The 12,965-nt window shown below is 46.3% G+C and carries 15 protein-coding genes; 6 read left to right on the top strand and 9 right to left on the bottom strand.

The window, feature by feature from the left end; all coding sequences use genetic code 11:
* Position 1 precedes the first annotated feature (1 nt).
* Positions 2-640 (top strand): UPF0149 family protein, encoded by a 639-nt coding sequence (locus AC121Z_RS13655; protein WP_498124569.1) that lies wholly within the window; start codon positions 2-4, stop codon positions 638-640.
* Here the strand turns inward: AC121Z_RS13655 and AC121Z_RS13650 are convergent, their stop codons facing one another.
* The 3 genes from AC121Z_RS13650 to AC121Z_RS13640 are packed head-to-tail and all read right to left on the bottom strand — an operon-like array spanning position 641 to position 2,965.
* Positions 641-820 carry a hypothetical protein gene (locus tag AC121Z_RS13650; protein WP_498124568.1) on the bottom strand — a complete coding sequence of 60 codons (180 nt, stop codon included), beginning with the start codon at positions 818-820 and terminating at the stop codon, positions 641-643.
* Between the two features lie 31 nt (positions 821-851).
* Positions 852-1,280 carry a CopD family protein gene (locus tag AC121Z_RS13645; RefSeq protein ID WP_498124567.1) on the bottom strand — a complete coding sequence of 143 codons (429 nt, stop codon included), beginning with the start codon at positions 1,278-1,280 and terminating at the stop codon, positions 852-854.
* 8 nt (positions 1,281-1,288) lie between these two features.
* On the bottom strand, positions 1,289-2,965 hold the full coding sequence (locus tag AC121Z_RS13640; protein WP_498124566.1) for a chloride channel protein: 1,677 nt from the start codon (positions 2,963-2,965) through the stop codon (positions 1,289-1,291).
* A gap of 193 nt (positions 2,966-3,158) precedes the next feature.
* Between AC121Z_RS13640 and AC121Z_RS13635 the strand changes: the two genes are divergently transcribed.
* On the top strand, positions 3,159-3,902 hold the full coding sequence (locus tag AC121Z_RS13635) for a DUF6776 family protein (RefSeq protein ID WP_498124565.1): 744 nt from the start codon (positions 3,159-3,161) through the stop codon (positions 3,900-3,902).
* Positions 3,903-3,997: 95 nt separating this feature from the next.
* The gene (gene erpA, locus AC121Z_RS13630; RefSeq protein ID WP_498124564.1) at positions 3,998-4,342 is read left to right on the top strand and encodes an iron-sulfur cluster insertion protein ErpA; all 345 of its coding nucleotides are present in this window, start codon (positions 3,998-4,000) and stop codon (positions 4,340-4,342) included.
* 87 nt (positions 4,343-4,429) lie between these two features.
* Here the strand turns inward: erpA and AC121Z_RS13625 are convergent, their stop codons facing one another.
* From AC121Z_RS13625 to AC121Z_RS13615, 3 genes are all read right to left on the bottom strand, one after another.
* Positions 4,430-4,708: a hypothetical protein gene (locus AC121Z_RS13625; protein WP_498124563.1), complete on the bottom strand. Its 279-nt coding sequence runs from the start codon at positions 4,706-4,708 to the stop codon at positions 4,430-4,432.
* A gap of 209 nt (positions 4,709-4,917) precedes the next feature.
* Complete coding sequence (locus AC121Z_RS13620; protein ID WP_498124562.1) at positions 4,918-5,283, bottom strand: hypothetical protein; 366 nt, start codon at positions 5,281-5,283, stop codon at positions 4,918-4,920.
* 44 nt (positions 5,284-5,327) lie between these two features.
* The gene (locus AC121Z_RS13615) at positions 5,328-6,791 is read right to left on the bottom strand and encodes a glycoside hydrolase family 16 protein (protein ID WP_498124561.1); all 1,464 of its coding nucleotides are present in this window, start codon (positions 6,789-6,791) and stop codon (positions 5,328-5,330) included.
* Between the two features lie 228 nt (positions 6,792-7,019).
* Between AC121Z_RS13615 and AC121Z_RS13610 the strand changes: the two genes are divergently transcribed.
* Positions 7,020-7,595, top strand: a complete 576-nt coding sequence (locus AC121Z_RS13610) for a glutathione S-transferase family protein (protein WP_498124560.1) — start codon at positions 7,020-7,022, stop codon at positions 7,593-7,595.
* A 1-nt stretch (position 7,596) separates the two neighbouring features.
* On the opposite strand, the gene AC121Z_RS13605 is transcribed toward AC121Z_RS13610, so the two are convergent.
* Both AC121Z_RS13605 and AC121Z_RS13600 read right to left on the bottom strand, forming a co-directional pair.
* On the bottom strand, positions 7,597-8,187 hold the full coding sequence (locus AC121Z_RS13605) for a hypothetical protein (protein WP_498124559.1): 591 nt from the start codon (positions 8,185-8,187) through the stop codon (positions 7,597-7,599).
* Positions 8,187-9,137, bottom strand: a complete 951-nt coding sequence (locus AC121Z_RS13600) for a D-2-hydroxyacid dehydrogenase (RefSeq protein WP_498124558.1) — start codon at positions 9,135-9,137, stop codon at positions 8,187-8,189. Before AC121Z_RS13600 ends, AC121Z_RS13605 begins: the two co-directional genes overlap by 1 nt.
* A gap of 172 nt (positions 9,138-9,309) precedes the next feature.
* On the opposite strand from AC121Z_RS13600, the gene AC121Z_RS13595 reads away from it, so the two are divergent.
* Both AC121Z_RS13595 and AC121Z_RS13590 read left to right on the top strand, forming a co-directional pair.
* On the top strand, positions 9,310-11,112 hold the full coding sequence (locus AC121Z_RS13595) for a trans-sulfuration enzyme family protein (protein WP_498124557.1): 1,803 nt from the start codon (positions 9,310-9,312) through the stop codon (positions 11,110-11,112).
* 241 nt (positions 11,113-11,353) lie between these two features.
* On the top strand, positions 11,354-11,785 hold the full coding sequence (locus tag AC121Z_RS13590; RefSeq protein WP_498124556.1) for an SRPBCC family protein: 432 nt from the start codon (positions 11,354-11,356) through the stop codon (positions 11,783-11,785).
* Here the strand turns inward: AC121Z_RS13590 and AC121Z_RS13585 are convergent.
* Complete coding sequence (locus AC121Z_RS13585; protein WP_498124555.1) at positions 11,782-12,876, bottom strand: alkene reductase; 1,095 nt, start codon at positions 12,874-12,876, stop codon at positions 11,782-11,784. The genes AC121Z_RS13590 and AC121Z_RS13585 overlap by 4 nt on opposite strands.
* Positions 12,877-12,965 lie beyond the last annotated feature (89 nt).

Raw genomic sequence — 12,965 nt, 5'->3', positions numbered from 1 at the left:
AGTGGCAGCTATTGTTAAATTGTATCAAGACCCGCTCATTGCCGCTAAATTGCAACCGCAGGCTTTTGTCGAAGGCGTTGTTGCTGCGGTTTCGTGTTGCCCAGAAATTCCAATGCCGCCGCAATGGATGCCTTGGGTGTTTAATACAGACGCTGCCGATGATTCAGCGGGTGGTGAGATCGCTCGTTGGGAACTTATTACCGATAGTTTGGTTAACCAACTGCGTGACACGTTGGCGGTCTTGCGCGCAGGAGAAACATTGTTACCCTCGGCGTATCACTATCAATCTGACCTTGGCAGTCGCTCTGCGCAAGCGCTATGGCTGCAAGGCTTTCTGTTTGCCCATCAACAGTTACAACCGGTTTGGCAAAGTGCATGGGAGCACATGCAAGTGCAGAGTGTCAGTGGCGCAGAGGAGTCAGCAAGTACGCTTAAACATTGTTTGAAGGTTTTTTCGGTATTAGCGGATCCGGATAATTTAACACTGAAATCTGCGCAGCAAGATTTCCACGCTCAGCTTCCAAGTATCGCTAAAACTCTGCCGCGAGCACTCCATCAATACAGTGAGCTAGCAAATAAGTTGGCAGGTTATTTACCCAACCAATTTGAGGCGTTTACAGAGCAAGTAGCACCAAAGTGATTAACGTTCTTGTTCGACATCATGTCGCTGTCTGACCGATGACAAATATTGCTCCAGTTGCTTTTTCGCGTCCTCATAGGCGTTATTCAGCTCATCTGATGCGGGGTCTTTGATCAACTCTTTGAAGGCCTCATCAGTGCGATCGATGAGCTGTTTGAGGTAAGTATTATTGACGTCCATTTCAACTCCTAAGCAGGTATCCGTTGTTCATTTACATTGGTTTTATTACAGCTAATAGTACTATCGCTAAGATTGCAAGAACCGGAAGTTCGTTGAGAAAACGATAAAATACCGGTTTGCGCATCTCTCTTTCAGCTGCAAAGTCGCGCAATACTTTTAATAAATAGAAGTGATAGGCGTAAATCGCAAGTAAAATTGCGAGTTTTATGTGCAACCATGTCGAGACTTTGAACCATTCCCGACCGTACTGGTAGATAAGCAAAAAGCCAAACACTGCGGTAAGGACGGCAAAAGGCGTCACGAACCACCATAAGCGGCGTTCCATGATACAAAATTGAGCGCGCACCTCCGCACTCGTGCTTGCAGCGTGATACACAAACAGTCGTGGTAAATAAAATAAACCGGCCATCCAAGCCAGCATGAAAAAGATATGTAGTCCCTTGAGCCACAAAATAGACATAGAATCCCCTAGTATTGTTCACGCATTAAATAGCTTTGCAGCATATTCCAGGTAATTACCCCAATCAGCTGTTCATGGCTATCCTGATAAATATAGACAGCGCCACTGCGAGCACTTTGCAGCGCTTCGTAAACTTCTGATAACGTGGCTTGAAAGTTTAACCCTTCCATACTGGTGTAATGTAGTGGTGTGGCATCGTGTTCCAAGGAAACATTGTACTCCACCAATTGATACAGGACATCAATTTCAAAGTTGGAGCGTTGCACCACCGGGTGCGTGGGTGACTTATCAAGAAATGCTAAAATCGCCTTATCAGGCGCATCGTAAAACATCTTATACTCAGTATCCATCACGGCTAAAACTCCCGTTTTTTGCAGGGCCTCGCGCACAGAGGAGGTGGCATAAGGGAGCTTTTGGTAATCTAATTGTTGGATAAATATTGAACGGTTTTTAAGGAATTGAGTTGAGGTTACATAGGCTGGAACAATCACTAGCATCGCCGGCAAAATAATCTGCGGGCTATAAGACAGTTCCATCACGGCTGAAAGTGCCGCCAGTGGCGCGTGCAGTACCGCCGTTAACATTCCGGCAACGCCCAACAGGGCAAAACTACTGGTTAGATTTTGTGTATCAAAGAAGTAGTTCATGGGAACCAGTAATAGTGCACCTGCGATCATCCCCATCACCATAACCGGCCCCATGATGCCGCCTGGAATGCCTAATCCAATAGCGGCGATGGTTAAGGCAAACTTGACCACAAGCACCACCGTTAATAATAACAACCCCGGTTGTTGGGCAAATAAACGGTCCACGGATTCAAAATTTGCGCCCATGGCATCTGGAACTACTGCGCCTAGTACAGCGGTTATAGAAGCGGCCAGGACTAAGCGCCAATGCATAGCAACGGGCCGAAACAAACGCATGACCATCATCAAGTTTTTATTGAATAAAGCCGCCAAGCCGCCCAATAAAATACCAAACAATACTAAGTAGGCGTAAAGCCAAGGATTGAATTCGCCGAAGGTCAAAAAAGCCAATTCATTGAACTCACCGAATACGGCGCGCGTAAGTAGCGAGCCACAAGCAGCCGCGAGCATAACCGGCACAAAAATATGTATCTTGTATTCTCTGAGCACCACTTCCATGACAAAAATAACTGCGGCAAAGGGCGTATTGAAAGACGCGGATATACCGGCAGCGATACCACAGCCGGCGAGAATACGAATACTGTTGTAGGGTAAACGTAACCACTGTCCGATGAAACTACTGCCTGCAGCCCCTAGGTGCACGGAAGGACCTTCGCGACCAACCGAAAAGCCACTCGATAGCGCTAACATCCCACCAAAAAATTGATTGATTGTGGTGCGGAATGGGATGTGCCCAAAATGATACTTAACCCGATGGATGACGAATGGAATGCCTAGGCGATAGTGCTTAAAACCGGTTAGATAGGCCACGAGCAGAATGCCGAGTACCGCAGCAAATGGCATTGCAAAACGTGTAGTGAGAGATACGCTAGAATAGTCGCCGAGTTCCTCCAATACATACAGCTGCAGCCATTCATAGCAGAGTCGAAATACAATGATCAGAGAGGCTGCCATGATCCCGGCAATAATCCCCAATACGCATAACTGAATGCTGGTGCGAGGGTGGGCAAGTTCGAATCTCAATCCTTGTAACGTCATGCTTACTCAATGCCAAGAAACGTTTCACAAAGGATATCACAAGCACTTGTATTTAATAGCATAATCAATGGCATCAAAAACTGCTTTCGCAACCAATAAAGCGGAGCAGCGACAGTGCAGATCAAATCCGGCATACTAGCGCCAATAGACAAGGTCCAAGCGCCGAAATAACTACACTATTTCTTGGAGAGAAATGAATTTACATGAATTACGTACACAGTTAAGCCAAACTCGCTACACCTTGGTGATGGTTGGAGTGATGTTGCTGATGGTTTATCTGGGTTATCAATTAGCGTTGTTTAACGCTCAGCGGCAACAGCAATCATTGGCTCAATTGCAGGTCACAATGACGAATCTAGCCAGTGAAAATGAAGCTCTGACGAGCATGAATAATACTGTGCGCGCGCAATTAGAGATTGCTGAGTTAACCAAAGAAAACCTAGAACAAGAGATCCAGGCAGGGTTAACCCGTGAAACCCAATTGAAAGAACAATTGGCGTTTTATCAAAAGGTCATCGCACCTGAGGTTAGCGAAGATGGTTTTACCATTGACAGTATTCAGATAGCGCCATCGACTGCACCGAATCGTTTACAGTTATCCATGATCTTAGTTCAGCAAGTTCGTCTTAAAGGTGTCATTTATGGCGATTTAGACATTCAATTACACGGCAATATTGCGGGCAAATCTGTGACGTTAGATTTGCTTGATCATGTGGGGGAAGATAACCCGTTTGCGTTTCGATTTAAGTATTTTCAGATCATTGACACCTACTTCTCAGTGCCCGAAGGATTCGTGCCCGAAACCATCGCTATCGAGGCCGGAATACGCCAATACAAGCGGTATAAAGGCACTTACAAGCAAACGTTTGATATTTCTGTGAGTGAGGGGGATACCTGGGATATTCGTTATCAAACCGAGCGCTTTATAGGAGAATAGGCGGTACGGGGTTGTGGAATACTTGATTAAATTACTGGGTTATTAGATAATTCGTTGCCTTAACGAAAGTTATTTTGCATAGAAAGAGGTTTTTAGTGTCAGTTCAAAGTGCCATGCCCATCGAGTTTTCTGATGCTGCCGCAGCAAAAGTTAAGAGTTTGATAGAGGAAGAAGAAAACCCGAATTTAAAACTCCGCGTGTATATTACCGGAGGTGGTTGTTCTGGCTTCCAATATGGCTTCACCTTTGATGAAAACGTCAACCCAGACGACATGCAAATCGAAAAGGACAGCGTGACACTGGTGGTTGACCCTATGAGTCTGCAGTATTTAGTGGGTGGCGTTGTTGACTATACCGAAGGTTTAGAGGGATCACGCTTTTTAGTTGATAACCCAAATGCCAGCACTACCTGTGGTTGCGGTGCTAGTTTTAGTATTTGATCGTGCAATAACGACTATCTCTTATACGTGTCGCGGTCACTTGTGACACGCGACACTCGCACAAAAGACATGTTCACTTCCCCACATCTATTCCGCGGCCTTTTGCTGGGTATCTTTGGCTGCCAACGCTAACAATACTGGTGTCGATTGGCGGGAGAAGTTTGAATTATCACGTAACGTTTTTACTTCACAAGTGACAGTAACCTGCAACTCTTCATCTAATGCCTGTTTTACCGTGGCAACTTCTTGGGCTAATGAAACGTAAACAGCATCATTGATTTGTGTTGGAGTAAATGGGGCGGCTATCGCTATGCTACTAGTCAAAGTGAAAAATGTCGCAGCAATGATTTTTTTGGTTAGGCTCATGATTAAATCCTCATAGGGTCAAAAGTAAATGATTTGCCCTTTAATAGTAGGTTTTAAACACCTATTCGTTGCAGCGATAACGCCAAGAACAACAGATTTCCCGACCAATCACAGTTGTAACATTTTGATGCATTTTTAGTCGGTACCAACCTTAGTTCCATCGTGTTTCAGACACATTTATTCACACATGCAGTGCCTCACTCATATGCTCAGTTGAGATATTGCAATCGCATTGCCTTGAACATGCTTATTAGCAGCAATAGTAAAAGGCCAAGGTTCATTGTTCCGCCTGAGGATGTCGCCTGAGTCGGCGGGGGTGGTGGCGTTACGGGAGTTGCAGCTTGCACGTTCAGCGTTAAGCTCGATGAGGTGGCTAATGGTGGCTCGCCATCATCGGTAACGGTAGCCTTAATCGTCAATTGGCTCGCAACTAGGCTAGTTTCAGTAATGATAATCGAGTCGCCATTATCAGTGAACATTGAAGCCCCCTCGACCTGCCATTCAATCGAATGTCCATCGCCAGTGTTGGGATCTTGAACCTCTACGGAAATCGTTACATCACCATTGCCTGACACAATTTCATTGATTGCAGTGTTGTTCTGGCTGGCGGTTAGATTGACTACCGGCGCGGTATTCGTTTCCGCATCGCGGCTAAAAAAATATTGTCGATGAAAACGTCTCCGTTGCCTTCGACTTTTAGTTGGAAGGTATTGGTTAAATCAACATTGGTAAAGTGTGACAAAGGAATTTTATGGCGTTGCCAGCTTTGGTTTGTTACATCGAAGTGGAACGGCGTCTCAACCGGGCCTGGGCTAATCAAATATAAACTTAACCTGTCAGCATTGTAGGTCCAAAAATCAATATGCAAATAATCGAAATCAGAAACATCCTGGCGATTGCTATTAAAATCAGTTCCCTGATAATTTAAGCCCGCATATTTCAATGCGTTGTTGCCGTCAAAGTCGACTTCGGAAACTACCGTCATTTGCCCCCAATTGGGGTTGTAGTCGATGCCATTGATATTGGTAAAGCTGTCGCTGTAGAGTGAAATCACATTCGCCGCGGCTTCAGTCGGAAGGGCTGCACCAGAACTCGGCTCGGTTTGGACTTGGCAGCCATAAAAATCAACGATAGCCCCCGCTGGTGTATTAGGGCATTGGTCAATACTGTCACTAACCCCATCACCATCCGCGTCTTGTAAAGGCGGGTTTGCTGGATTGCATCCCGTATTACCATTGGCAGTAGAATGTGCGCAGTGGGCTACGTAATCGATTTCCAAAGTAGCTGTATTAAGATTGGGATCGATAGCCCCCCCCAGATTGCCGCCAACCGCGACATTCAGTAGCACAAACATGGGCTCTTCATATTGTCCACAGGTGCGCATATCGTGCTCAACCACTAGGTTGTCGTCCATAAAAAAGGCAATCTTATCGGGCGTCCATTCGATGGCATAGGTGTGAAATTCGGTAACATCGCTGCTCCCACCGGGGTACGTGGGACGGTACTCGTTGCCACAGCCTCCAGTATTAAAAAAATTGGTAATATAACTGGCACCTGAGTTGGCGTACCATTCCCACACGTCAATTTCGCCGGCGCCTGGATTGGGCCAATGGGAGAAATCGTTGTCGCCTTTATAGGGTTGTTCAGAAATCCGATTCTCCAACATCCAAAATGCTGGCCAAGTCCCCCCTTCCAGATCTAAAAAACGCAGTCGAGCTTCGATTCTGCCATATAAAAATTCGGCTTTATCTTTGCTGTTAATACGCCCTGATGTCCATGTGCGTGGCTCATTATTTAACCCCGGGCAAGCGATATCCATGCGTCGAGCAGTAATCTTTAGGGTGCCGTCGGAGAGGGCATAGTTGCGCTGCTCCGAGGTTTCATCATCGGTATAGCATTGCACTTCATTGTTATAATTGGCTTGGGTTTGCGCTGTCCAGTTTTGCCAATTCATTGACGAGCCACTAAAATCGTCTACCCATGCGAGTTCCCATCCAGCGTGTGCACAGGCAGCGAGGAACCAGAAAAACAAGGCTGCGCCTTTGATGAAGATGTTGTGCATTCTTTGGGAATAGCGCTGCATGTGGAATACCGTAATAAGACTTAGCTAGCTAGAGTGGCGCCCACAACCACTCAATAGCAAGTCTAAAACGTTGAAACGGACTCTGGAGTGGTCGAGTAGAGTTCTGATGTATATCCATGCAATAAAGTAATCACAGATTAGTTAGGTTTAGCAAGATAGCAGGAAGTTGCCTGCATTGATCAGCAACTGCTAAGCTATACTGAACGTGAATACAATCAAGATAGTAATATGAAGTTATACGGCTCTACGACTTCCCCCTACGTTCGCAGACTGCGGATATGGCTCGCTAATACCGAGCATGAATTCATCAATATGCAAATCTTTGATGGTCCCGATCGGGCGTTACTCGCTGAGCGTAATCCTGCGATGAAAATACCCATGCTCGAAGATGATGACAACCTGATCTTTGATTCTCGGGTGATTTATCGTTACTTGAGTGCTAAATATGATTATCCAATGCCCAGCTGGGAACAAGAAAACCAGCTTACAGTGATTGATGCGGTAAATGATTCACTGGTGCAGATTTTACTTCTCAAGCGTTCAGATTTTGATACATCTGCAGACCAAATGTACTTTCGTATTCAACGTGAGCGTATCGATACAAGCTTGCTTCATTTAGATGATTTAGTAGCGCAAGGTTGTTTTGATGATTGGCATTATCCAGCAATCTGTTTGTTTTGCTTAATCGACTGGATTGAGTTTCGGACCTTGCATGACCTATCTGAAGTCGAGCATTTACGGGCCTTTCATCAACGTAATGTGGATCGCATTGAAGTGACAGCGACCGATCCAAGAAGAGACTGACTCAGTCAGTCTCTCCCCAAGGCGCTGGTGGCGGTGTAATGGGTTTGGTCAAATCGAAATCCACACGAAATTCGCGCGCAGGGCGAACCATGCGATAGCTGAATTCGTTTGGGTATAAGAACAATTGCCATGTGTTATCTATGGATTGTGGAATCGCTTCACGGACGAATAGTTGCTGACTATATTGATCGGCAGGAAAGGATTGCACACTGGCGTAACCAACGGTCGTGCTGGTACCACCGTACTGGGTTAATCGATCATCTGAACCATCTTCATGGCGATGATCATGTTTCAAACTCAGGCCATGTTGGTCGTAGCGGATAACCCACGTGCGCGAGCGGTCTTCGCCAACATGAAATGGGATCCGAACTTCTTGCTCTGAGCATTCGCGCACATGCATGATCAGTGACTGATCAGCAAATCCTGTCCCGGCGGGTGTATCGACGCTGACTTTGCCTGCAAAAGCCTTGCCGCATAAGCTCTTAAGCTGGGTAAAAAAGCTTTCTGCTGGTTCAATAGCGGCAGCCGAGCTTAAGGTATAGAGGCAAGTAGTAACAACACTGATGGTTTTCAGAAACGGCTTAATTTGCATTAATATCCTCGCATAAAATCGATTTGATAGTTGAGCGCTTGGTTAGTGCACCAACGCTGATAATTGTCACTAAAGACTTGAAAGACTGCACGCGGATCTGAAATCGCTGCCGTGTGCTGGGTTATCCAAACTTTTGGATGTTGCCAGTAGGGGTGTCCACTCGGCAAGGGTTCCTGCGTAAACACATCCAACACCGCTGCCCGCAGTTGCCCTTGGTCTAAAGCGTTGAGCAATGCTTGATCATCAATCGAGTTGCCACGTCCTGCATTGATCACAACGCAATGTGCTGGTAATAACGCCAGAGTGTGTTGATTCAGCAAGTGTTTGGTGTTGGGGGTATCGGGTAGTAATACAACCAAGAAGTCGAGCTCAGCAAGGAAGTTATGCAAGTCATCAAATGCATAGAGTTGGGTATAGTCATCTTGGCTTTTACCACTCCGGTTGAGTCCCACTATGGTTGCTGCAAAACTGCGTAATACGGGGATTAACGCCGATGCCATACTGCCGGCACCCAAAATGCCAATACGTTTTTGGCTTAGCGTGTCTATTCGGGGCGGCTGCCATTGGCTTGGACGACGATGATCGGGATCTCCTTGGCGGGGGTGAAATGTCGATATATTCCGCGTGAAGTAAAGCAAATAGGCCAAAACATATTCACGAATAGCAGCGCTAAAGATACCTTTGGCTGCGGTCAGCACATAGTCTTGTTGCGCCAACTTGAGTAATGGGGCATTGCCCGACCAGGTTGATTGCAGCCATACCAGATTGGCACATTTAGGCACAACTTGAACGGCTAAATCAGGCTCACTCAGTAGTATTTCGACTTGTAGTGGGTCAAGCTCATCGGGGTGCGATACCACCTGTACAAGGTTTGGTGCTAGCGCCGCGTTGGCCAACGCCAGCCGTTGGTATTGTTTGGCATCTCGACTCAAAATACTCAGTGTATGCATTGTTGGCTATTAGTTGCTGTTGATTATTCTTTATTAATCATACGATTAGTGTGCCTGAGTAAAGATTAGTTGCCTAGAGGGTTGTTATTATTTTATTTCCGCGGAACGAAGTTCGTTTATAATTGTTAAAAAACGAATTATATTCGGATAAAAATCCAGGTTGAGAATAATTATGACTAATAACCCACAAGAACTTGATCGTACATTGACGCAAGCTAAAACTTTGTCACCTAAACGAAATACCACTCAAGCAACGACTATCCCAGCATTGGTCGATGAGCAATTAGCGCACTTCGGTATTGAACGTGACTCAGATTATGGTCGAGCACTTGCGGCTGCAGCCGAACATCTCTATCAGAGTCAATCTAGTGTGATGCAGTTGTGGGAAATTACGCAACAGACGTTAGATCACATTGGACAGCAGGAGAAGGTTGCCTATTTTAACGCTAAGAAATTTCTTTCTTTCCAAATCGCTAAAATATTAGACTCGCTGCAAAATCCTTTTCGAGCGACTTATCAAGCGTTATCGTCAACTGACACTACAGCAGGCAAATCCCACTACCCGTTATTTGATAACGTAACTGCACTATTTTCTGCAACTCCTGTTGTCGTGCGCACGGCAACTTATGTCTATGCCTGCACCGAATGGGTAGATGATGCTTTTCAGGGTAAAGAATCAACCCACCAAATCTATTCACGTTTATTGAATCCAACCAATATTTCGTTAGCTAACGCGATTGTCGATATGGAAGCAGGCCCTCACGCGGCAGATTACCTTGCCTGGAACTTTAATTCAGGTATGGCTGCTATCGATGCGCTGTTGTCGAATGTATTAACTCATGGTGATGTGTTGGTAGTTTCACGCAATGTGTATGGCGGTGTATTTCAGCTGTTGCATGATTATTTTGCCCGAGCCAACCGTATGGATATTCAGCTCGTTTGGTTTGACGGTTACAGTGCTGAAGATTTTGCCAAGTGCTTCGAGGAAGCAAAGATAACTCATGCAGAGCGCCTGAAAGCAGGTAAAGCAATGCACGTTTACTTGGAGTCACCATGTAACCCGCATGGCTACATCCTGGATGTGGCTGGGATCACGCGCATAGCGCATCAGCATGATGCCTTGGTTATGTTAGACAGTACTCTAGCAACTCCAGTATTGTCGCAACCGCTGCAACACCCAGATAAAGAAGCCCGCCCTGACTACATCGTGCATAGTTACACTAAAGATATTTGTGGTACTGGTGCTACCACGGCAGGGGTAGTTATTGGTGAAGCGTACCGCATGTTCCAGTCTAAAGGCGATTGTGTGAATGGGTGGGATTGGTCACGTACCATGTTCTGGGATGTTTACTATATCAAAGGCGCATTTCTCGACTCAGAAAAAGCCTTTGATGTGTTGACGGGTATGAAAACGCTGCCACAGCGGATCATGAACAAAGTCATTAACACCAAAGTGTTTACTCAATTCCTGCATGCGCATCCGGCATTCAATGTAAACTCGAATGCATTGGATGATCATAAGAATGCTGCTATTCGTCAGGCGTCTATGAATAATGGTTGGCCATGTAGCTTATTTACTGTGGATATGGAATCAGCAGAGATGGATCGCGACACTTTTGTACGATTCTTTGACGCTCTTGAGCCTGCATTTGGGCATCAGGTCAGTATTGGGCAAACCAATACGATTATTTTATGCCCTGCACTCACCTCGCACAGTGAATTGAGCGCGGAGGAGCAGCGCAAGGCTCAGATTTACATGACAACCATGCGCATCGCCATGGGCACAGATAATGTAAAAGCTCTGATAGCGCACTTTATTAATGCCGCCAAGTTACACATTGATCCCTCAGTACCGGGGTTCTCTGCGCAGTTTATGGGGGCTGATGAGATTGAAGCGCTGTTTAATAAAACCGCGCTGGAAGTCAGTCAGCAGCACTTTGCCGCGATGCCAAGTATGCATTCGTTACTGAGCTAAAGGTTGGCTTTGATTGTCGCGCTGAAACCAGATACTGCTGGTTTGCCTGGCAACGTTAATAGTTAGAGCTATTCACCCCATGGGTTACATGGGGTGGACGTCAAGTCGCATATACACGTTCACCTCTAGATCTTCTATGCGCGTTATTTCTTATTAAGCTGTTCTTATGCAATCTTTAGTGTCGATTGCAGCGTAGTGGCCGATAACCTATTGGTTACCATTTTTGCAGTAAGGATCAGGTATGAGTCAGTTATCCCTAAGCATTAGTTTGCATGCGCCGGTTGCGCGGGTGTTTGCCGCATTTTCTCAACCCGAACAACTTGTCCAATGGTTTGCGCCTGGCGCTTCGGTTGTGGTGCAAGTGATGTCGAGCTTTGTCGAAGGTGGCAAGTACAGTCTCACCATGCAGGAACCTTCGGGGCAGCAATTTCAATTAGTGGGTGAGTATCTGCAGATTGAAGAAGATGCCCATTTACGTTACTCATGGGCATGGGCGGATAATGCCGAAGAAACCATTATGACTGAAGTAGATGTGGTGTTTGTCGCGAGCGCAGAGGATACCTGTGAACTGACTTTGACCCACAGTGGCTTTGCCAACGACGCCGAGCGTGACCAGCATCAACAAGGCTGGATTGATTGCCTTGAGAAGCTGTCACGCCTGGTGTTGAGTTAGGCTTCTGGGCTGTATTTCGGGTAGTCCGTGTAACCCTTTGCACCATCAGTATACCAATAGGTCATGTCATCGGCAGGGGCCAGTGGCCATCCATTTTGCATGCGTTGAGGCAGGTCAGGGTTACTAATGTACGGCCGGCCAAAGGCAATTAAGTCAGCCTGTCCTTGCGCAATCGCTGTTTCCGCAGCCGCTTGGTCATAACCACAATTGCCCATTAATAGACCATCAAACAATGCTCTAAACTCGCTCAGTTGCATGGGTTCGCCGCGTTCATGGAAGCCAAATGCAAGGCCATCCATAACGTGCAGGTAGCCAAGTGAACGCTGGTTTAACTGTTGGGTAACGTAGGTAAACAACTCGCGGTAATCATCACACCCCATGTCGTTGAACACACCATTGGGAGATAGTCTAACGCCGACATGAGAGGCTGGCCATACGCTCAGTACAGCGTCGACAACCTCGCCAAGAAAACGGTAGCGGTTCTCAATACTGCCGCCGTACTCGTCATCACGTTGATTGCTACGGCCATCTAAAAACTGATTTATTAGATAGCCATTTGCGGCATGAATTTCCACCCCATCAAAGCCCGCTTGTTTAGCATTTTCAGCTGCACGGCGATAATCTTCAAGGGTCCTTGCAATATCTTCTTTAGTCATAGCTTTGGGGACTTCATAGTCTTTCTTGCCCTGCGGTGTATGAATATGATCACCGGCTAACTTTACCGCTGAGGCTGACAAGGGCAGTTCGCCGTTGTGGAAATCACTGTGTGATGCACGCCCACAATGCCAAAGCTGTAAAATAATACGACTGCCTTGCTGATGCACCGCATCAGTCACCTGACGCCATGCTGCGGTCATTTCAGCGGTGTAAATACCAGGTGAATTTACCCAGCCATTCCCTTCAGGCGAAATTGTTGTTGCTTCGGTGATTAATAATCCAGCACTGGAACGTTGTTGATAGTATTCGGCCATAAGGGCATTAGGTATTCGTTCACTGCCTGCCCGCCCGCGTGTTAGCGGTGCAAGGACAAAACGATTTTTCAATACGGCTGAAGCAAACTCTAGCGGGTCAAATAAAGAAGTAGAACTCACGGTGAATCTCCTGATTAGGTCAATACCAGATATATTGGGTACTTCCTGCCTATCCCAACAACCAGAAAAGTATAAGATAGAAAAAAAAG

The sequence above is a fragment of the Alteromonas sp. DYW1 genome (genome assembly GCF_059752595.1).
This window is presented reverse-complemented; position numbering and strand designations above follow the sequence as displayed.